At 38.0% G+C, this 20,814-nt stretch carries 22 protein-coding genes and 1 other annotated feature; of the genes, 16 read left to right on the plus strand and 6 right to left on the minus strand.

Going from position 1 to position 20,814, the window contains the following annotated elements; genetic code table 11:
* The first annotated feature begins 69 nt into the window (after positions 1–69).
* The 3 genes from IGJ63_RS04305 to pheT all read left to right on the plus strand — a co-directional run bounded on the left by IGJ63_RS04305 (position 70) and on the right by pheT (position 4,210).
* On the plus strand, positions 70–414 hold the full coding sequence (locus IGJ63_RS04305; RefSeq protein WP_002358035.1) for a winged helix-turn-helix transcriptional regulator: 345 nt from the start codon (positions 70–72) through the stop codon (positions 412–414).
* Between the two features lie 43 nt (positions 415–457).
* Positions 458–676: a binding site (T-box leader), on the plus strand.
* 56 nt (positions 677–732) lie between these two features.
* On the plus strand, positions 733–1,779 hold the full coding sequence (gene pheS, locus IGJ63_RS04310) for a phenylalanine--tRNA ligase subunit alpha (protein ID WP_002358034.1): 1,047 nt from the start codon (positions 733–735) through the stop codon (positions 1,777–1,779).
* 7 nt (positions 1,780–1,786) lie between these two features.
* Complete coding sequence (gene pheT / locus IGJ63_RS04315; protein ID WP_002379321.1) at positions 1,787–4,210, plus strand: phenylalanine--tRNA ligase subunit beta; 2,424 nt, start codon at positions 1,787–1,789, stop codon at positions 4,208–4,210.
* 197 nt (positions 4,211–4,407) lie between these two features.
* Here the strand turns inward: pheT and IGJ63_RS04320 are convergent, their stop codons facing one another.
* Genes IGJ63_RS04320 through IGJ63_RS04335 form a run of 4 tightly spaced genes read right to left on the minus strand, consistent with a single transcriptional unit; the run spans position 4,408 to position 7,437 of the window.
* Positions 4,408–5,073 (minus strand): amino acid ABC transporter permease, encoded by a 666-nt coding sequence (locus IGJ63_RS04320; RefSeq protein ID WP_002384721.1) that lies wholly within the window; start codon positions 5,071–5,073, stop codon positions 4,408–4,410.
* A gap of 11 nt (positions 5,074–5,084) precedes the next feature.
* Positions 5,085–5,798 carry an amino acid ABC transporter permease gene (locus IGJ63_RS04325; RefSeq protein WP_002363695.1) on the minus strand — a complete coding sequence of 238 codons (714 nt, stop codon included), beginning with the start codon at positions 5,796–5,798 and terminating at the stop codon, positions 5,085–5,087.
* Positions 5,799–5,843: 45 nt separating this feature from the next.
* Positions 5,844–6,671: a transporter substrate-binding domain-containing protein gene (locus IGJ63_RS04330; RefSeq protein WP_002360586.1), complete on the minus strand. Its 828-nt coding sequence runs from the start codon at positions 6,669–6,671 to the stop codon at positions 5,844–5,846.
* Between the two features lie 34 nt (positions 6,672–6,705).
* The gene (locus IGJ63_RS04335; RefSeq protein WP_002360585.1) at positions 6,706–7,437 is read right to left on the minus strand and encodes an amino acid ABC transporter ATP-binding protein; all 732 of its coding nucleotides are present in this window, start codon (positions 7,435–7,437) and stop codon (positions 6,706–6,708) included.
* A gap of 264 nt (positions 7,438–7,701) precedes the next feature.
* On the opposite strand from IGJ63_RS04335, the gene racE reads away from it, so the two are divergent.
* The 3 genes from racE to IGJ63_RS04350 are packed head-to-tail and all read left to right on the plus strand — an operon-like array spanning position 7,702 to position 10,402.
* The gene (gene racE, locus IGJ63_RS04340) at positions 7,702–8,529 is read left to right on the plus strand and encodes a glutamate racemase (RefSeq protein ID WP_002369623.1); all 828 of its coding nucleotides are present in this window, start codon (positions 7,702–7,704) and stop codon (positions 8,527–8,529) included.
* On the plus strand, positions 8,522–9,877 hold the full coding sequence (rph, locus tag IGJ63_RS04345; protein ID WP_002369622.1) for a ribonuclease PH: 1,356 nt from the start codon (positions 8,522–8,524) through the stop codon (positions 9,875–9,877). The genes racE and rph overlap by 8 nt, the downstream gene beginning before the upstream one ends.
* A 12-nt stretch (positions 9,878–9,889) precedes the next feature.
* Positions 9,890–10,402, plus strand: coding sequence for a metallophosphoesterase (locus tag IGJ63_RS04350; RefSeq protein ID WP_002386618.1), 513 nt, complete (start codon positions 9,890–9,892; stop codon positions 10,400–10,402).
* 93 nt (positions 10,403–10,495) lie between these two features.
* On the opposite strand, the gene IGJ63_RS04355 is transcribed toward IGJ63_RS04350, so the two are convergent.
* Positions 10,496–11,260, minus strand: a complete 765-nt coding sequence (locus IGJ63_RS04355) for a DeoR/GlpR family DNA-binding transcription regulator (RefSeq protein WP_002382117.1) — start codon at positions 11,258–11,260, stop codon at positions 10,496–10,498.
* A 193-nt stretch (positions 11,261–11,453) separates the two neighbouring features.
* Between IGJ63_RS04355 and ulaG the strand changes: the two genes are divergently transcribed.
* The 10 genes from ulaG (at position 11,454) to IGJ63_RS04405 (ending at position 19,761) form a co-directional block, all read left to right on the plus strand.
* Positions 11,454–12,521, plus strand: a complete 1,068-nt coding sequence (ulaG, locus tag IGJ63_RS04360; RefSeq protein WP_438745994.1) for an L-ascorbate 6-phosphate lactonase — start codon at positions 11,454–11,456, stop codon at positions 12,519–12,521.
* Positions 12,522–12,538: 17 nt separating this feature from the next.
* Positions 12,539–12,997, plus strand: a complete 459-nt coding sequence (locus IGJ63_RS04365; protein ID WP_002358021.1) for a PTS sugar transporter subunit IIA — start codon at positions 12,539–12,541, stop codon at positions 12,995–12,997.
* Positions 12,998–13,009: 12 nt separating this feature from the next.
* The gene (locus tag IGJ63_RS04370) at positions 13,010–14,497 is read left to right on the plus strand and encodes a PTS ascorbate transporter subunit IIC (protein WP_002366460.1); all 1,488 of its coding nucleotides are present in this window, start codon (positions 13,010–13,012) and stop codon (positions 14,495–14,497) included.
* A gap of 14 nt (positions 14,498–14,511) precedes the next feature.
* On the plus strand, positions 14,512–14,811 hold the full coding sequence (locus IGJ63_RS04375) for a PTS sugar transporter subunit IIB (RefSeq protein WP_002358018.1): 300 nt from the start codon (positions 14,512–14,514) through the stop codon (positions 14,809–14,811).
* 13 nt (positions 14,812–14,824) lie between these two features.
* A complete protein-coding gene (locus IGJ63_RS04380; protein WP_025187408.1) occupies positions 14,825–15,463 on the plus strand; it encodes a 3-keto-L-gulonate-6-phosphate decarboxylase UlaD in 639 nt (212 codons plus the stop codon).
* Positions 15,464–15,467: 4 nt separating this feature from the next.
* Entirely contained in the window at positions 15,468–16,328 is an 861-nt protein-coding gene (locus IGJ63_RS04385) for an L-ribulose-5-phosphate 3-epimerase (RefSeq protein WP_002358016.1), read from the plus strand.
* A complete protein-coding gene (locus IGJ63_RS04390) occupies positions 16,318–17,028 on the plus strand; it encodes an L-ribulose-5-phosphate 4-epimerase (protein ID WP_002379325.1) in 711 nt (236 codons plus the stop codon). Before IGJ63_RS04385 ends, IGJ63_RS04390 begins: the two co-directional genes overlap by 11 nt.
* Positions 17,029–17,284: 256 nt before the next feature.
* Positions 17,285–17,773, plus strand: coding sequence for a cyclic-di-AMP-binding protein CbpB (cbpB, locus tag IGJ63_RS04395; protein ID WP_002358013.1), 489 nt, complete (start codon positions 17,285–17,287; stop codon positions 17,771–17,773).
* Between the two features lie 80 nt (positions 17,774–17,853).
* Positions 17,854–18,555, plus strand: coding sequence for a 2,3,4,5-tetrahydropyridine-2,6-dicarboxylate N-acetyltransferase (gene dapD / locus IGJ63_RS04400; RefSeq protein ID WP_002358012.1), 702 nt, complete (start codon positions 17,854–17,856; stop codon positions 18,553–18,555).
* A gap of 36 nt (positions 18,556–18,591) precedes the next feature.
* Complete coding sequence (locus IGJ63_RS04405) at positions 18,592–19,761, plus strand: N-acetyldiaminopimelate deacetylase (protein WP_016633860.1); 1,170 nt, start codon at positions 18,592–18,594, stop codon at positions 19,759–19,761.
* A 44-nt stretch (positions 19,762–19,805) separates the two neighbouring features.
* Here the strand turns inward: IGJ63_RS04405 and IGJ63_RS04410 are convergent, their stop codons facing one another.
* Positions 19,806–20,726 (minus strand): mechanosensitive ion channel family protein, encoded by a 921-nt coding sequence (locus tag IGJ63_RS04410; protein WP_002382128.1) that lies wholly within the window; start codon positions 20,724–20,726, stop codon positions 19,806–19,808.
* Between the last annotated feature and the right edge of the window lie 88 nt (positions 20,727–20,814).

Here is a 20,814-nt window from a genome sequence, read left to right on the forward strand (position 1 = left end):
AAAAAATTAGAAGCAGAAACACTTACATTTTGTAAGGAATGTGCTATACTCATTGAAGAGGTGAGGAAGATGGAAAAAGTAAAAACAGAATCGTTTGTACTTTGTCCCAAATTTGAAAAATCATTTTCAATACTTGGTAAAAAATGGAATGGTTTAATTATTGATGTTTTATTAGAACGAGGTCCTCAACGTTTTGGCGAATTAAAAGAAAAAATTCCAATGTTAAGTGATCGTGTCTTAGTAGAGCGATTGAAGGAACTAGAAGCTGAAGGAATTATCACCAAAGCTGTTCGTTGCGGTGAAGGAAATCGCTTAGAATATTTCCTAACCGAAAAAGGCGAAGACTTGCAATTAGCAATGGAACAAATTCAACATTGGGCAGAAAAATGGGTAAAAGACGAAGAATGCAGTTGACCGCAAGCAAAACTTCTTGTAAACTAAACGTAATTAAATAACTAAAAAAACAGTGATGGAAACAAGTAGTTTGAATTGACGTGTTTTAGGGAGAGTCAGCCAGAGACTGGAAGCTGATTTACACAGTCACCAAGCGAAATTCACTTCCTGAGTTTGTTTGTTTTCAAGAAGAAAGCAAACCGGTAATTGCCGTTAAATGAAATGAGTGCATGACAACAATTTGTTATGAATTAGGATGGTAACACGATAGCTCGTTCCTTTGAAAGGAATGGGTTATCGTTTTTTTTAGTTTAAATAAAAGATAGAGGGGAACGCATAATGACATTACAAGCGCAATTAGAAGCTCTTAGAGACAATACGCTCAAAGAAATCGCACAAGTTGCTACTTTAAAAGAATTAAACCAAATTCGCGTAGAAACATTAGGGAAAAAAGGGCCAATCACCGAAGTATTAAGAGGCATGAAAAACCTTTCACCAGAAGAACGACCAGTGGTGGGGGGCTTTGCAAATGAAATTCGTGATTTATTAACAGAAGCAATTGAAGCGCGCAAAGTTGTTTTAGAAAACGAAGCGTTAAATGCGGCACTAAAAGAAGAAAGTTTAGATGTAACTTTACCTGGAAAACAAATGCCTCAAGGCACACGTCATATTTTGACACAAGTTATGGAAGAGATTGAAGATATTTTCTTAGGCATGGGTTATCAAGTAGTGGAAGGATACGAAGTAGAATCGGATCACTATAATTTCGAACGCATGAATCTACCAAAAGATCATCCGGCACGCGACATGCAAGATACGTTTTATATTTCAGATGAGATGTTAATTCGTACGCATACTTCACCAGTTCAAGCTCGAACAATGGAAAAACACGATTTTTCAAAAGGTGCATTACGAATGATTTCTCCTGGGAAAGTATTCCGTCGTGATACAGATGATGCGACACATAGTCACCAATTCCATCAAATTGAAGGCCTTGTTGTCGATAAAAATGTCACAATGGGTGATTTAAAAGGGACGTTAGAAGTCATGATGAAAAAAATGTTTGGTGAAGATCGTAAAATTCGTTTACGTCCTAGCTATTTCCCTTTTACAGAACCTTCAGTCGAAGTAGATGTTAGCTGTTTTAAATGTGGCGGCGCAGGTTGTAACGTCTGCAAACATACAGGTTGGATTGAAATTTTAGGTGCGGGGATGGTTCATCCAGATGTATTACAAATGTCAGGGATTGATCCAACAGAGTACTCAGGATTTGCCTTTGGCTTAGGACCAGATCGCGTTGCTATGTTACGTTATGGTGTAAATGATATCCGTAATTTTTATCAAAATGATTTACGTTTCTTAAATCAATTCAAGGTAAAGGAGTAGTTGAAAAATGTTAGTTTCTTATAAATGGTTAAATGAATATGTTAATCTTTCAAACGTTACTCCGCAAGAATTAGCGGACAAAATGTCTGTGACAGGTATCGAAGTTGAGGGCGTTGCTGTACCTGAAGAAGGCTTAAAGAAAATTGTTGTCGGTGAAGTAAAAGAATGTGTTCCTCACCCAAACTCTGACCACTTATCAATTTGCCAAGTAGACATCGGTGAAGAAGAATTGTCACAAATTGTTTGTGGAGCACCAAATGTAAAAGCAGGAATTAAAGTCATCGTAGCATTACCTGGTTCAAGAATTGCAGGAAATCAAAAAATTAAAAAAGGTAAAATGCGTGGCGAAGTCTCTAACGGAATGATTTGTTCGTTAGAAGAGCTAGGATATTCAGACAATGTCGTACCAAAAGCCTATGCTGAAGGGATTTATTATTTACCTCAAGAAGCAGTGAATGGGACACCTGTTTTCCCTTATTTAGACATGGATGATGCGATTATTGAATTATCAATTACACCAAACCGTGCAGATGCACTAAGTATGAGAGGGGTAGCCTATGAAGTTGGCGCAATTTATCGTCAAACACCTCAGTTTAATGATCCCGAACTCAAAGAAGATGCTTCAGATAACGTGGAAAATTACGTAACAGTGACTGTTGAAAATTCACAAGATGCGCCAGCGTATCAAATTCGTGTCATTAAAGATGTGACGATTGCAGAAAGTCCTCAGTGGTTGCAAAATCGATTGATGAATGAAGGAATCCGTCCGATTAACAATGTGGTGGACGTGACAAATTATATTTTATTATTATTTGGTCAACCATTGCATGCATTTGATTATCAAAAATTAGATAGCAAAGAAATCTTGGTTCGTCGAGCAACAGCAGCAGAAGAACTAATTACATTAGATGGTGAAACACGTCAATTAACAGAAGAAAATATCGTCATTACGAATGGAAAAACGCCTGTCGGCTTAGCCGGTGTAATGGGTGGGGCTAATTCTGAAATCAGTCAAGAAACAACAACTGTGGCTTTAGAAGCGGCATTGTTCAATCCATTGTCTATTCGCAAAACGTCTAAACAATTCAATTTACGGAGTGAATCTTCAAGTAGATTTGAAAAAGGCATCAACCAAGCGACAGTTGGGCTAGCTTGTGATGTGGCAGCCGCGATGATTGCAGAGTTAGCCAACGGAACAGTGGTCTCAGGCACTGCAGTTGGTTCTGAAGTGGCCGTTAAAGAAGCGCAAGTAGCTGTGACTTTAGAACGAATCAACCAATATTTAGGCACTGCATTAGATGAAGCAACGGTGAATGAAATTTTTGAAGCACTCGGTTTTGCTTATGAAGTAAATCAAGGCGCATATGAAATTACGATTCCACCAAGACGTTGGGATATTGCGATTGAAGCAGATATTATTGAAGAAGTGGCCCGCATTTATGGATATGATCATTTACCTTCAACATTGCCAAGTGGAGAAACAGTTGCTGGAAGTCTAACCAAAGCACAACATGTTACGCGCCAATTAAAGAGCTTACTGGAAGGTCATGGTACGAGTGAAGCCATCAGCTATGCATTGACAACAGAAGAAAAATCCCGTCAATTTATGATGAAAGAAAGTCAAACAACACGTTTGCAATGGCCAATGAGTGAAGAGCGTTCTGTGTTACGTATGAACTTAATTTCTGGTTTATTAGATGATGTCGCATACAATGTGGCACGTAAAAATAATAATATCGCCTTCTACGAAGTAGGACGCGTTTTCTACCAAACAGAAGATCCAACAAAAAATTTACCTACAGAAGAAAATCACTTAGCACTTGCTTTAACTGGTAATACAATGGTTAAAGATTGGCAAACAAAAGCAACAGCCGTTGATTTTTATACAGTAAAAGGCTTAGTGGAAAGTATTGTAGCTGTTTTAGGATTAACAGAAAAAATCAGTTATCAAGCGACAACGGCGATTCCAGAAATGCATCCAGGCCAGACAGCATGGATTTATTTAGAAGATGAAGTGGTTGGTTTTGTCGGACAAGTTCATCCAACGACAGCGAAAGCGTACGATATTCCTGAAACATATGTTGCTGAATTAAACTTGCAACAATTAGTAGCCACAGAAGCAGGCGGGGTTACTTATGAAGCAGTTTCTAAATTCCCAGCAGTTTCTCGAGATATTGCTTTATTAGTCGATGAAACAGTTACCAATCAAGAACTAGTTAAAACTATTTCAGATAACGCAGGTAAATATTTGAAAGAGATTCATTTATTTGATGTATATCAAGGTGAAAAACTAGGTGCTGGCAAAAAATCAATGGCGTATAGTTTAACTTTCGTTAATGCAGAAGCGACATTAGTGGATGAAGAAATTAACCGTTCAATGGAAAAGGTTGAAAAAGCGCTAATTGAAAAACATCAAGTAGAAGTAAGATAAAATAAAAACAGGAAAGTGGGGCATAAGTCGAAATGACTTATGCCCCACTTTCTAAATCTTAAGATAATCAGCTGAACAAAAGCAGCTCCTTCGGAAATAAGCCGAAATTCTCCAAAAATTAAAGAACAATTTTCGGAAATTCCTTCTTATTTCTTGGAGCTAAACACTTTTGTCTCAGCCTCCTGTTTTTAACTACATTAATAACTTTTCGCCCAATTTCGTGATAGCCAACGTGAAAATTGCGAGATACTAAAGTTAATAATGAAATAAATTAGGGCGACGATTCCGTAAATAGTGAATACTTGTCCTGTTTGTGCGTAGCGCCCCATTAAGATATAAGATTTGCCAAAGAGTTCTTGTAAAGCAATTACGGAATACAAGAAACTTGTATCCTTGATGACAGTAACAAACTGAGAAACGATCGCTGGTAAAACATTGCGAATGGCTTGAGGCAAAACAATATGATAAAGAATTTGCCAATTTGAAAAACCTTGAGAACGCGCCGCTTCAATTTGGCCTTTATCGACCCCATTTAAACCACCACGAATAATTTCCGCTAAAGCAGCGGTAGTAAACACAGTAAAACTCACAATTCCAGCAGGTGTGGATTTGATTTTGAAAATCAAAAAAATAACATAAATCCACAATAAGTTTGGAATATTACGCACTACTTCTACATAAATACTGGCAAGTAACTTCAGTGGTCCATTGGTTTGATTTCGCAAAACGGCTAGAATGGTGCCAAAAATCGTACTCAAAATAATTGAGACGAAGGAAATATAGAGCGTCAATTTTAAGCCGTTAAATAGAAATTGAAAATTATTTGCTGTCAGTAATTGACGCATTTCTTCTGAAAAAGGCATCTGTTTTCCTCCTATCTACTATATGCTTTCTTATTTTTTTCTTCCATTTTTCTAGCCAAATTCGCTAATGGGAAGCAAAGAATGAAATATAAGAAACCAGCAAGCGCAAAGGCGGGAATATAGTTCAAGTTGACAGACGACCAACTATTGGCAGCAAACATTACGTCAGCGCCAGAAATAATGGCAACTGTTGACGTATTTTTAATTAGGTTCACTACTTGATTGGTTAAAGGCGGTAACATAATCCGCCATGCTTGTGGTAAAATCACATACCGCATCGTTTGACCGTACGTTAATCCTTGGGAGTAAGCCGCTTCAAATTGCCCTCTTGGGACAGCTCCGATTCCTGAGCGAACCACTTCAGAAATGTAGGCGCCATGATAGAGGCCTACACACAGAATGGCAATCGTAGTAATAGAAAATGAAAGCAGCGGGCTTAGCAGAGGAAAGCCATAATAGACTACGATAAATTGAATCAACAAAGGTGTGTTTTGAAAAAATTCTACATAGACACGACTAATTGCGTGTAAAAGTTTACTTTTGGTCGCTGATAAACTGCCAAAGAAAATGCCTAAAGCAAAGGCAACTAAGATCGCTCCTAAAGAAAGCAGAATAGTATAGAGAAATGCCTGACCAAAAATTCGCCAATCTTGAAATAAAGCCTCCCAACGATATAAGGCAAATGGCCCTTCTTCAAGCCAGGAAATATTGGCTAACAAAAACATAAAAATCCCTCCTAAAATTTTTGATTCTTCAAGTCTTAGGAATGATTAATTTTTTAAGCCCCAGTCTTGATAAATTTTTTCTAGTGTGCCGTCTTTTTCCCATTTTTCAATTAAACCATTTAGATAATCATTTAATTCAGTATTTGCTTTCTTTGTGGTAATTCCATATTCTTGTGGCGAAAAACCATCTTTTAAAATTTCTGTCTTGCCATCCACATAGCCAGATAGGATTGATTTATCCACTGAAAATGCATCAATTCGTTTAGAAGTTAACGCTGTTTTTAATTCTGGATAGGAACCTAATTCTTGATAAGTAAATTTGATTCCTTCCTCTTGCGCTTTTTTCTCTAAGTTTTCTTTTGTCGTAGCAGATTGTGCAACGCCGATTGTTTTTCCGTCTAAATCTTTCATACTTGAGAAGTTATCCTCTTTGCGCACAAGGAAACCAATCTCATCTGTATAATAAGGAGTTGTAAAATTATAAGTCTTTTTACGTTCATCAGTAATTGTAAATGTAGCAATTACCATATCTAGTTCACCATTGTCTAAAAGGGGACCGCGCGTTTTCGCTGTCACGCCCACAAATTCCACATTCTCTTCGCTGCCGGTAATTTCTTTCGCAATCAAGCGTGCAATATCTGGTTCCATTCCTTCATTTTTGTTTGTATCAGGATTCATATAGCCAAAATTAGGAATGTCTTCTTTGACACCTACTTTAATTTTCCCCGCTTTTTTTAATTGTTCTACTGTGACCGTTTTGTTTGATGAAGCACTTTTGGAAGTTGAGTCATTGTTGCCGCTACCACAGCCCACAATGATGCCTGCTAATACAAGTAAGGAGAGTCCAGCCAGCCATTTATTTTGTTTTTTCATTCCTTCATTCCTCCAATTTTTTGTTTTTTATTCATTACCCGTTATGAATAATTTTACTTAGAAATTCTTTTGCACGAGGGTTTTCAGTGCTTGTAAAGAAATGTTCAGGCGTTCCTTGTTCAATAATCTGTCCTTGGTCCATGAAGATTACACGGTCAGCCACTTGGCGAGCAAAGCCCATCTCATGTGTGACACAAACCATGGTAATATTTTGTTTGGAAAGATCGACCATTACATCTAAAACTTCTTGAATCATTTCTGGATCAAGTGCCGAAGTCGGTTCATCAAAAAGGATAATCTCAGGATGCATATTTAAGGCACGAGCAATAGCGACCCGTTGTTGCTGCCCGCCAGAAAGCTGCGAAGGATAAGCAGAAGCTTTATCAGCCAAACCGACTCGTTCTAAATACTCCATGCCAGTACGAACCGCTTCGTCTTTGGAAACGCCCATCACTTTAATCGGTGCTAACGTTAAATTATCAATAATCGTTTTGTGAGCATATAAGTTAAAATTTTGAAAGACCATGGCAACTTTCTGGCGAACCTTTTGAATCGGTGCTTTCGGTTTGGTGATGTCAATGTTATCAATTACGACGGAACCATCATTGACTTTTTCCAATTGGTTCATACACCGAATTAATGTACTTTTGCCAGAGCCAGAGGGTCCGATAATGACAATTTTTTCTCCTTGCTCTACATTCAAAGTAATATCTTTTAAAACGTGATGCTCCCCAAAATACTTATTTACATGTTCTAAAGAAATCATAGGCAGTCTCCTTTGCAATCATTTGGTAGAAAAGATAACAGAGGATTCGGTGAGAAACGTGTTATTTAAATTAAATTAACCAAATGTATTTCTAATTGTATTCTCAATGTTAGGAATTATAACATACAAAAAAATGAATTACTAGTTTTTTAATCGAAAAAGATTTCCTTCAAAAAAAGAAATAAATGAGAGCAAAACAGGAAAAATTGACAATAGTCCTTAAAAAGTAGAAAATAAAGGCAGTGAATAAAAGGCAAAGGTAGGATGAGAATGAGCAATCAAGAAGCCATTGGATTAATTGATTCTGGCGTTGGTGGATTAACTGTTTTAAAGGAAGCGCTAAAACAATTACCAAATGAACGATTAATTTATTTAGGAGATACAGCCCGTTGCCCATATGGTCCACGACCAGCCGAACAAGTCGTTCAGTTTACTTGGGAAATGGCCGATTTTTTATTGAAAAAACGAATAAAAATGCTAGTAATCGCATGTAATACCGCGACGGCTGTCGCATTAGAAGAAATTAAAGCTGCCTTGCCAATTCCAGTTGTCGGTGTTATTTTACCTGGCGCACGAGCAGCCGTTAAAGTCACAAAAAATAACAAGATTGGTGTCATAGGTACGTTAGGGACAATCAAAAGTGCTTCCTATGAAATCGCCATTAAAAGTAAGGCACCAACAATTGAGGTGACTAGTTTAGCTTGCCCTAAATTTGTCCCCATTGTTGAAAGTAATCAATATCGTTCTTCCGTAGCAAAAAAAATTGTGGCAGAAACACTTCAAGCACTACAATTAAAAGGACTTGATACGTTGATTTTAGGTTGTACCCATTACCCGTTGTTACGTCCGGTGATTCAAAATGTGATGGGGAGTCATGTGACATTAATTGACTCAGGAGCCGAAACAGTTGGCGAAGTCAGCATGCTTCTCGATTATTTTGACATTGCCCACACGCCTGAAGCGCCTACACAGCCCCATGAATTTTATACAACTGGTTCTGCAAAAATGTTTGAAGAGATTGCAAGCAGTTGGCTTGGTATAGAGAACTTAAAAGCACAACAGATTCACTTAGGAGGAAACGAAAATGATTAGACATGATAGTCGTGCACCAAAAGAATTGCGAAAGATCACTATTGAAACCAATGTTTTTAAACATCCAGAAGGTTCGGTGGTTATTTCGTTTGGCGATACAAAAGTAATTTGCTCAGCCACTGTCGAAGAAAAGGTTCCCCCATTTTTACGAGGCGGGGGAACAGGTTGGGTAGCAGCTGAATATAGCATGCTCCCTCGCGCGACGAACACAAGAAATATTCGGGAAAGTGCGAAAGGAAAATTAACAGGGCGAACAATGGAGATTCAACGTTTGATTGGGCGGTCATTGCGAGCTGTTGTTGACTTAGAAAAGTTAGGGGAACGGAGCATTGTTGTCGATTGTGATGTGATTCAAGCAGATGGGGGAACCCGTACAGCTAGTATTACAGGCGCTTTTGTTGCTCTACGCTTAGCAGTCAATCATTTATTGATGACTGGTGCACTAGCGGAAGACCCAATTAAAGAGCATTTAGCTGCTGTCAGCGTGGGTATTTTACCCGATGGTTATTGTGTGCTGGACTTAGATTACGCAGAGGACTCGAATGCTGCAGTGGATATGAACATCGTGATGACCGAGTCTGGTGAATTTGTGGAAATTCAAGGAACGGGTGAAGAAGCTACCTTCTCAGGAGATGAGTTAAATGCCATGCTCTTTTATGGAAAAACAGGGATTGAGGAATTAATTGCGTATCAGAAAGAAGCGCTTTATGCTTTAGCCTCTGAAGAAGTCCCTTCGCAAGATTCAGAAGAGAAAGTGATTGTCATTGCGACTAGAAATCCTGGTAAAGCGAAAGAGTTTAGTTCAATTTTTGGTGAAAAAGGATATACAGTTAAGACGTTATTAGATTATCCGAATTTGCCAGATGTAGAAGAAACTGGTCGAACATTTGAAGAAAATGCTCGTCTAAAAGCTGAAACAATTGCAGAAATTTTACAGAAACCAGTACTAGCAGATGATTCAGGATTAATTGTTGATGCCTTAGGAGGAATGCCAGGGATTTATTCTGCTCGTTTTGCTGGTGAGCCAACTAACGATGCTTCAAATAATGCGAAACTACTACATGAGTTAACGGGCGTGCCAAAAGAAAAAAGACAAGCGCGTTTCCATTGTACATTGGTTTTTGCTGAACCAAAGAAAGAAAGTCTGGTGGTCGAAGCTGAATGGCCAGGAGAAGTCGGTACGATTCCTCGTGGTGAAGGAGGCTTTGGGTACGATTCACTTTTCTATGTTCCAGAGCTTGGTAAGACGGCAGCTGAATTGTCTGGAGAAGAGAAAAATAAAGTTAGTCATCGTGGACAAGCAGTGGCAAAATTAAAAGAACAATGGGAAGAATGGCTAAAAAAATAGGAGTTGAAACGTATGAAAATCTTGGTAGTAAGCGATAATCATGGCGACCGTGACTGTTTAGTTGATTTAGTGAATCATTATGAAGGACAAGTCGATGCACTCTTTCACTGTGGTGATTCTGAATTAGAACCGACAGATGAACTTTGGCAAAAATTCATTGTAGTCCAAGGAAATTGTGATTTTTATGATGAATTTCCCAAAACTGTGACTAAAAAAGTGGGGGATCAAGTTATTTATATGACACATGGTCATTTGGCCAATGTTAGAATGGGGCTCACGACACTTGCTTTACAAGCGGAAGAAGCAGGAGCGACAATTGCCTTATTTGGTCACACTCATGTACTCGGCGCAGAGCGACACAATAACATTCTCTTTGTTAATCCGGGAAGTATTCGTTTACCTCGTGGACCAGTTCAAGAGAAAACATATGCCATAATTGAAAGTACACCTGAACAATATCTCGTTCAGTATTATAACAAAGAGCACCAACCGTTGGAACGATTAAAGGCAACGTTTACGAAGTAAGTGAATGTTAAGAAATAAGTGCTACTTTTTTATTTATCAGATTTTGAGCGTAGGACAAAAATCCAAAAGAGATTTTTGTACTACGCTCTTTTTTTAGTCGACTTGGATAACCTTTAAGCCGGTCTTACGAAGTTCTGTAATTAAAGTTGATGAGCAATGTTTGTCTGTAATCAAACAATCAAAAGCGGTAATATCAGCAATTTTAAATTTAGACGTCAAGCCGATTTTTCGATGGTCCGCGACCAGAATTTTTACTTTTGTTGTTTGTTTTATCATAAGCTCATTAATTTTTGCTTCATTGAAAATTTTTGTAGTGACGCCATGTTCTAAACTGACCCCGCTACAGCCAATTACGCAAACATCGGCATGCGTTGCGGTGATTGTGTTAATGGCAATATCTCCTACCAGAACTTCTTTGGGAAAACGTAATTCGCCTCCGGTCAAAATATAATTGTATTGAGAAACATGAGGCTTGGTGGCAATTTTTAAATTATTCGTTACGATGGTCAGATGGTCGGCCTTTAAATAATGGAGAATATTCAAAGCAGTGGAACTTGAATTAATGAAAACGGTATCATAATCACTTAGATAGCTACAAGCAACACGAGCAATGGCTTGTTTTAATAACTCCGGTCCTGATTGATCAAAGTCTTTCTGATTTTGGTCGTTGTAAATACAATACCCATATTTTCGAATGATGTCATTCTTAGTTTCTAAGACATTTAAATCACGACGAATTGTGCTTAAGGAAACATTTAAAGCATCTGCTAATTTATAGGTAGTCATTTGTTTGTTTTTTTGCAGCAGCGCGAGAATATTTTGTTGCCTTTTTTCAATGGTTTCTAATGAACTTTTCAAGTAATACAACCTCCTTTAGTTATTTCTTTGGACACGGTCCCCCATGAAATAGTATAACTCATAGGAAAACAAAACACGTAAAAGAATCATTAAAAGTGCAAACAATCATATAAAAGGGTTTTCATTGTGATTTTTTGCGGCTATGATTTTCTTATAAAGCATAACACAATCATTTGAGAAGAGGAGTGGTAGCATGAGCAAATCGATTCATGAAATTACAAAAGAAAGTTGGTTGAAGGCGACATTTCCAGAATGGGGCACTTATTTAAACGAAGAAATTAATCAGACAAATGTGCTTCAAGGAACGGTTGCACTTTGGTGGCTTGGTTGTACAGGCATTTGGCTGAAAACGCATGAGAACACGAATATTTTATGTGATTTATGGTGTGGAACAGGAAAACAAACGCACGGGAACGGCTTAATGAAAAATGGCCATCAAATGATGCGCATGAGTGGTTGCAAAAAAATGCAACCTAATTTAAGAACACAACCTTTTGTGATTGATCCTTTTGAAATAAAAGAGGTAGATGCTTTAGTTGTCACACATATTCATTCAGACCATTTGGATATTCACACAGCTGCTGCTGTTCATCAAAATTGTCCTAAGGCTCTATTTATTGGTCCAAAAGAAGTAGTGAAAACATGGCAGCGTTGGGGTGTTCCGGCAGAAAAAACACGGGTTATAGAGCCTGGTCAAGAAATAAAAGTGAATGATGTGAATGTAGTGGCCTTGGAAGCTTTTGATCGAACCGCGCTAATTACTTCTGATGATCCTGAAAATACATTTAAAGGTAAAATGCCTCAGGACATGAATGAACTAGCTGTCAATTATCTATTTGAAACCTCAGGTGGTACGGTATATCACGCCGGAGACTCTCATTATTCTAACTTGTTTGCGAAACATGGTAATCAATATGCAATTGATGTTTGCTTAGGAGCATATGGCGAAAATCCTCGCGGTATCACAGATAAAATAACTTCTGTTGATATGTTGAGAATGGCCGAATCTTTAAATGCGAAAGTAGTCATTCCCGTTCATTATGATATTTGGTCTAATTTTATGGCGGATCCAAAAGAAATCATGGAAATTTGGAAATTTAAAAAAGATCGTTTACATTATCAATTTAAACCATATATTTGGCAAGTGGGTGGCAAATTTGTTTATCCAGATGACAAAGACAACTTAGAATTTAACTTTGATCGTGGCTTTGATGATGTTTTTGTTAAAGAAAATGATACACCATTTCCTTCATTCTTGTAAGAAAGGCTGGATGTACAATGTTAACTTATTTTTGGGAGCAAGAGCTTATTCATTACCCTGATAAAGAACCGGTTAGTTGGCAAGAGGCGATTCAGGAAAGTTGTTTGATTTTACTCCAAAAACACATCATCGATCAGAGTTACGTCGATGAGATTATCCAGTGTGTCGAAACGTTTGGACCTTATATCATCATTGCTCCTGAAGTAGCCATGCCACATTCATCAGAGGAAAGCGCAGGTGTTTTTGGAACGGCCATTTCTTTTACAAAATTTAAGCAAGCAGTCACTTTTGCTGGCGATCAAGAAGCAAAAACAGCAACCTTATTTTTTACATTGGCAGCCCAAAATCCCGCCGAACATCTTGAAAATATTCAGCAATTGATGGATTTATTGATGACGGATGGCGTGATTGCTGACTTGTTAGAAACAAATACGCCAATGGATTTTAAAGAAGTTATGGAGAAATATCAATTATAGGGGGAAAAATCAATGGGGGAGTTCTTGTTAAATAGTTGGACTTATTTTGCTACGAACGTTTTAACACAGCCAGCATATTTGATTGGTTTCATCGTGTTATTAGGTTATCTCTTGTTACGGAGGCCCTTTTATGAATGTTTAGCAGGTTTTCTGAAAGCGACAGTTGGTTATTTTATTTTGAGTGTTGGTTCTGGTGGTTTGGTTAATAATTTTCGCCCTATTCTAGTAGGCTTGAAAGAGCGATTTAATTTACAGGCAATGGTTACCGATCCATATTTTGGGCAAAATGCAGTCGATGCCGGATTGATGAAAACCTTTGGACGAACCTTTGGTGATGTGATGATTTTGTTATTGATCGCATTTATTATGAATATTTTGTTGGTTCGTTTTCAAAAATATACAAAATTGAGAGCCGTTTTTACAACAGGGAATGTTCAGATTCAACAAGCAGCTACCGCTTTCTGGATTTTACTCTTTTGTTTTCCTAACTTAGGTAGAATCGAAGTACTAATTTTTATGGGCTTAATTCTTGGGTGTTATTGGGCAGTTGCTTCAAATTTAACGGTAGGGATTACGCAGGAATTAACAGAAGGTGCTGGTTTTGCGGTAGCCCATCAACAAATGTTTGGCATATTTATTTTTGCAAAATTAGCAGAATGGTTGAAAAAACGTGATCAAAAGAAACATCGTTCAGAGAAGGTCGATAAAAAATTGGAAGATATTGAATTACCAGGATTTCTATCCATTTTTAATGAAAATATGGTTGCTACGTCCATTTTGATGCTCTTTTTCTTTGGCATTATCTTGCTTGTTTTGGGACAAGATTATTTAATTCAAGCTAAATTTATGCAAGAAGGGCAGAGTTTCTTCTTTTATATCATGACCACTTCATTAAATTTTGCTGTCTATTTAGCTATCTTACAATTAGGCGTTAGAACCTTTGTCGACGAGTTGACGCAGTCATTCCAAGGGATTTCAAATACCATTTTACCAGGCGCTGTTCCTGGGATTGACGTAGCAGCGACTTTCGGATTTGGCTCGCCCAACGCAGTAACAATTGGGTTTCTCTTTGGCGCATTAGGCCAGTTTTTAATGATTGGCTTACTGATTCTATTAAAGTCTCCGACAATCGTTATTGCGGGTTTTATCCCATTGTTTTTTGATAACGCTGTCATAGCTGTTTATGCAAATAATCGTGGCGGAGTAAAAGCTGCTTGTTTATTCCCATTCCTTTCAGGTTTAATCCAAGTAGGTGGCTCAGCTTTATTTGCTACATGGATTGGATTATCTCAATATGGCGGTTATTTGGGCATGTTCGATTGGGCAACAGCTTGGCCGTTATTTACAATCATTATGAAAGTTCTAGGCTATGTTGGCGTAGCAGTGGTGGTGATTGGGTTACTAATAATTCCGCAACTTCAGTATCGGAAAAATCCAGAAGGTTACTTTATGATTGTCAATGATTATGAACAATATGCTAAAAAATTTCAAGAGAATTAAAGGAGGAATTTAAAATGAGAATACTTGTTTCCTGTGCCAATGGTTCTGGCACGAGTCTAATGATGATGCGTAGTGTTGAAAAAGCAATGAAAGAACTAGGTGTACCGATTACAAAAATTCATCATTGCGCCATTTCAGAAGGAAAAAGCTCTGCTAGCCAATACGACGTTGTTTTTACTCCAGTCAATTTTTTACAAATGTTTCAGCAAGCAGAAAAACGCGGAGTCACAGTGATTGGCATTAAAAATGTAATGTCTGCAAAAGAAATTCAAGAAAAATATATGGCTTCAGATCGTTATCAAAAATCTGAATAAAAGGATGGGAAAGATGAAAAGACCAAACTTACAAATCGCTTTAGATCATAATAGCTTAGAAGACGCTTTAGCAGATTGTATGAAAGTCGGAGAAATTGTCGATATTATCGAAGTTGGCACTATTTTGTGTTTACAAGAAGGCCAAAAAGCAATTCGTTGTTTAAGACGCATGTTTCCTAATAAAACAATTGTTGCTGATACAAAATGTGCTGATGCGGGCGGTACAGTTGCTCGTAATGTCGCACAAGCAGGCGCTGATTTCATGACGGTTATTTGTTGCGCCACCTTGCCAACGATGGCTGCAGCTCAAAAAGAAGTCCGAGAATTACAAGTAGAACTATATGGAGATTGGACAATGCAACAAGCTCGACAATGGCGAGAATTAGGGATTAATCAGGTGATTTATCATCAAAGTAGAGATGCTCTTTTAGCTGGCGGCAGTTGGGGAGAGAAAGATTTGAATAAAGTTCAAGAACTAATTGACTTAGGCTTTGAAGTGTCCGTCACAGGTGGTTTAACTGTCGAAACGCTTGAATTGTTTCGAACAATGGCAGTTGCAACATTTATTGCGGGCCGTGGGATTACTGAATCAAAAAATCCTGAACAAGCAGCCAAAGATTTTCAAAAAAAAATCGATCAGATTTGGAAGTGATAAAATGGCACGAATTGGACTGTATGAAAAAGCACTCCCGCAAAATTTAACTTGGGCAGAACGATTAACATGGGCCAAAAAGTTAGGGTTTGATTTTTTAGAAATGTCAATTGATGAATCCGATGAACGTTTAGCACGATTGGCTTGGACACCAAGCCAGTTACAAGAACTTTCTCAATTAATGGTGAAAGAAGATTTTTTTATCCATTCTTTGTGTTTAAGTGGTCATCGGCGGTTCCCTTTAGGCTCTTTAAATAAAGAAACACGTGAAAAAGGACGGAAAATTTTATCTCAAGCGATTCGTTTGGCTCATCAATTAAACATACGGGTAATTCAAATAGCTGGCTATGACGTCTTTTACGAAGAAAAAACTGCCGAAACAAGGGAATTTTTTCTTCAAGGTCTGAAAAAGGGCGTTGAGGAAGCTGCACAATACGGTGTCATTCTGGCTGTTGAGATTATGGATGACCCTTTTATGAATAGCATACAAAAATTTCTAGAAATTAAGGAACAAATTCCGTCTCCTTTTTTGCATGTTTATCCTGATTTAGGTAATTTGTCTGCTTGGCCGGAAAATAATCCGGCGGTTGAGCTTGAAAAGGGAATTGCTGAAATCGCTGCTATTCACTTAAAAGATACCTTCGCTGTAACAGACACATTTGAAGGGAAGTTTCGGGAAGTTACTTTTGGAGAAGGCTGTGTTGATTTTACAGGCTTATTGAAAACACTCAAGCGGTTAAACTATAGTGGTCCTTTTTTAATTGAAATGTGGAATGAAACGGATTTGAATTTTCAAGAAAAAATTCAAGCCGCGCAGCAGTATCTCTATCCCAAATTAGCAGAGGTGGGTTATTATGAACAATAAAGCGATCATCCAAGCAATGAAACAACGTGTTTATGAAGCGAATCTGGCTTTGCCAAAACTGGGCTTAGTCAAATTAACGTGGGGCAATGTTAGTGAAATCAATCGGTCATTAGGAATTATCGTAATTAAACCAAGCGGCGTCAAATATCAAGAAATGACCAAGGAACAGATGGTAGTGACTGATTTAAAGGGACAACTATTGGAAACCAATGCATTAAAGCCGTCTTCTGATTTACCCACGCATCTTTATCTCTATCAAAAAATGCCAGAAATTGGAGCGATTGCGCACACGCACTCCCTGAATAGTGTTACGTGGGCTCAAGCAGGGCGAGCCTTACCTCCTTACGGTACCACCCATGCGGATGCTTTTTATGGCGCTGTACCTTGCACAAGAGCGCTCTCTGAAAGTGAAATTAAAGAAAACTATGAAGAAGAGACTGGCAAAGTCATTGTTGAAACATTTCATGAACAAGAACTAGATCCTTTAGCAGTTCCAGGAGTGCTAGTTTATGGACATGGCCCATTTACTTGGGGAATGACTCCGGAAAAAGCAGTTGAAAACAGCTTGATTTTAGATGAAATCTGTTCAATGGCCCGTTTGACGGAAACAATTAACCCAGCTGTTGAACCAATTGATCATTTTTTATTGGATAAACACTATCATAGAAAACATGGGATTTCCGCTTATTATGGTCAGTGATGGCTGTGATGAAACGTGTGAAAAAGAAGGATAATTGACTGATTAATTGGTTTTTTATAAAAACTTAGTTGTCTGTTATGGGACAACTAAGTTTTTATTTTTTTAAGAAAGCGTTCTCTTTTTTGGGGGAGAATAGAACAAAACGTTAATTTTCGTTTGTTAAGTTATGAAGAATTTGCGAATTCCAAGACTTTTTCCGCAGAATTAGGTACAATAAGTTACGTGTTAAAGAATTAGAAATGGAGGCAACCCAATCATGATAGGGACTGCTGTAAAAGAATTATTATTAGAAAAACAAGAAACGTTTTTAGTACCCGCCGAAAATGTCGCCAACGTAATGTGTTTAAATCCATTAAGTCATGCGGCATTAGTCTTATCGCAAGTTCGCTATTCCAAGATTCCTGTGTTAGATAAGGGAGATCGCTTTGTTGGCTTAATCGGCTTGACAGACGTTGTAGATAAAATGTTTGATTTGACTTCAGTGGATTTTGAAAAATTGAATGAATTTACTGTGGCCGATGTAATGGAAGTCAATGTTCCTGTAATTGGTGAATCGTGGGATTTAGAAGAAGTGTTACATTTATTAGTAGATGCTTCTTTTTTACCAGTGGTTGATGATAATCAACGCTTTAAAGGTATCATTACACGCAAAGAAATTTTAAAAGCGGTCAATCATATGGCGCATGAGTTAGAAAAACATCATCTTGTTCTGCCTAAATCAGAAGAAGAAATGAAAGTAATTTAAATAAAACGCAAGAAACTCTTTACTTTTTTCTCATAAATGCGTTATTCTGTATGATAACACGAAGTAAAGGAGTGCTGTGATTGGACGCATATGAGATTATTCAGTATATTGGCGATGCCAAAAAGCAAACGCCTGTTAAAGTAACACTGAAAGGGCAATTAAAAGAAGTCACGTTTCCAGAAACAATTAAGGTCTTTAATAATTGTAAAACTGGGACATTGTTTGGTGATTGGGCTGACGTAAAACCTTTTTTAGAAGCAAACAAAGAAAAAATTGAGGATTATGTTGTAGAAAACGATGCACGTAACTCAGCAATTCCTTTTCTTGATCTGAAAGACATTAATGCTCGGATTGAACCAGGTGCTTTGATTCGCGAAAAAGTTGAAATTGGCGATCAAGCGGTGATTATGATGGGGGCTATTCTAAATATTGGCGCCGTCGTTGGTGCAGGGACTATGATTGATATGGGCGCTGTTTTAGGCGGTCGTGCAACTGTAGGAAAACATTGTCATATTGGCGCGGGAACGGTTTTAGCTGGTGTCATTGAACCACCAAGTGCCGCACCTGTAGTTATTGAAAACGAGGTTGTCATTGGAGCGAATGCGGTCGTACTAGAAGGGGTTCGTGTTGGTGAAGGTGCCGTTGTGGCTGCTGGGGCAGTAGTTGTGGAAGACGTTCCAGCGCATACCGTTGTCGCAGGCGTGCCAGCAAAAGTAATTAAACAGATTGATGATAAAACCAAGAGTAAAACAGAGATTTTAGAAGAATTACGTAAACTCTAAAAATAAATTAGTCAGTCGCGATGAAGAAACTTCTTCATGGCGGCTTTCGATTACCCCAAAAATGAAGGAGTGGCTTTTGTGGAGCAAGAAGAATTAATTGCGATTAGACGGCAACTACATCAAATACCTGAAATCGGTTTAGAAGAAAAGGAAACACAAGCCTTTTTACTTAATGAAATTGATAAAATGAAGCAACCTTATCTGCAAGTTCGAACATGGCAAACTGGGATTTTAGTATTCATAGAAGGCAAAAATCCTCAGAAAACCATCGGCTGGCGTGCTGATATTGATGGTTTACCTATTCAAGAGGAAGTGGTTTCTGCTTTTCAATCAAAACGACCAGGGTTTATGCATGCCTGCGGGCACGATTTTCACATGACAATCGGTTTAGGGGTTTTGAAAGAATTAAGTCAACAGCAACCAGACAATAACTTTTTATTTTTATTTCAACCTGCTGAAGAAAATGAAGCAGGGGGAATGATGATGTATGAAGACCACGCGTTTGGTGAGTGGTTACCTGATGAATTTTATGCGCTTCATGTTAATCCTGATTTGCCAGTCGGAACTATTAGTACCAGAGTAGGGCCGTTGTTTGCTGCTACCTGTGAAGTGAACATTACCTTAAAAGGGAAAGGTGGACATGCGGCTTTTCCACATCAAGCAAATGATATGGTCTTGGCGGCCACAAATTTAATTCAGCAAGCGCAAACGATTGTTAGTCGAAATGTTGATCCTGTGGTCGGAGCAGTCGTTACCTTTGGGACTTTTCATGCAGGGACTGCCTGCAATGTGATTGCCGAAGAAGCAACTTTATCTGGTACAATTCGCACATTGACAGCAGAAACGAATGAACAAACGCAGCGAAGAATTCGCGAAATTAGTGAAGGTATTGCGCAATCTTTTCAATGTGAAGTAACTGTTCATCTTGATCAGAAAGGGTATTTACCTGTAGTGAATGAGCCAGCATGTACCACGAATTTTATTGAATACATGAGCAAACAAGCAACAGTTCAATTTCAACAAGCACCGGTTGCAATGACAGGTGAAGATTTTGGCTATCTATTGTCTAAAGTCCCAGGCACGATGTTTTGGTTAGGCGTGGCAAGTCCTTATAGCCTTCATTCTGCCAAGTTTGAACCGAACGAAGAGGCGTTATTGTTTGGAGTGGAGGCAGTTAGTGGGTTTTTAAAATCATTGGACAATTAGAAAAACAGCCACCAGATAACTAATAAGTATCTGGTGGCTGTTTTTTATTTTGCAATAATGGGCGTATTGGGAATCGTAAAGCCGGCCTCTGTTAATGCTTTGATATATTGAGCTAGAAATTCTTCTTTGACCGCAAATTGTTTGCCGTTTAGTACATACATGGTCGTTCGTACCGCAAAGTTGCCATTGCCTAAATCGACCATACCAAAAATATCTGGCCCAGTTTGAATACTTTCGATATACTTTTCTTTTAACGTTTCATTGACTTCTGTAATCACTTCACAAATTTTTTCATAACCTTCTTCAGGATTGATGCGGACATCAATTAACACTTGCATATTGGCACGAGACAGGTTACTGATTGTGGTGATGTTTCGGTTTGGAATAAAATGAACAGTTCCATCAACCGCTTTAATTTGAGTGGTTCGTAATCCGACAGAAGTAACAGTTCCTTCAATATTTAACGCCAATAAGCGAATATAATCGCCTACATCCATTTGTTGTTCTAAAATAATGAAAAATCCGGTAATTAAGTCATTCATGAATCCTTGAGCCCCTAAACCAATGGCAACACCGGCAATTCCCGCTCCGGCTAATAATGAGCCAACAGGCACACCGACAATGGTCAAAAGAGAATAGATGAAGAAAAAGAACAGCGTATATTGAAATGCATTAATAATTAAAGTGTGTAACGTTTTTAAACGGCTTTCACTAAAATGTTGCTTTTTACTATAATTTGCATAGGTGCGATCAATTAAATATTTCCCGATTCGCTGAATGATAAAAAATAGAAAAATTAAAAATAAAATTGATAAACTTTTTTCAATTAAGGTAGCGACAATGGCATCCCAATTAATATTGTTCCAAAAGCGTTGTAGCGCGCTCACTTTTTTTACGGTCGCTTCTGCTAAATCAGGAGCAGAAGAATCGACTGTTTCAGTACTGGCTAAACCAAGTATCAACATAAAAATCCAACTTTCTCTAAAATTTCTTCTTTTAGTATACTAAATCTCTCGGCGAAAGGGGAAGAAAATAGAAAGTTTTTTTTAAGAC

The organism is Enterococcus sp. DIV1375a (assembly GCF_051712205.1).
GTDB lineage: Bacteria > Bacillota > Bacilli > Lactobacillales > Enterococcaceae > Enterococcus > Enterococcus faecalis.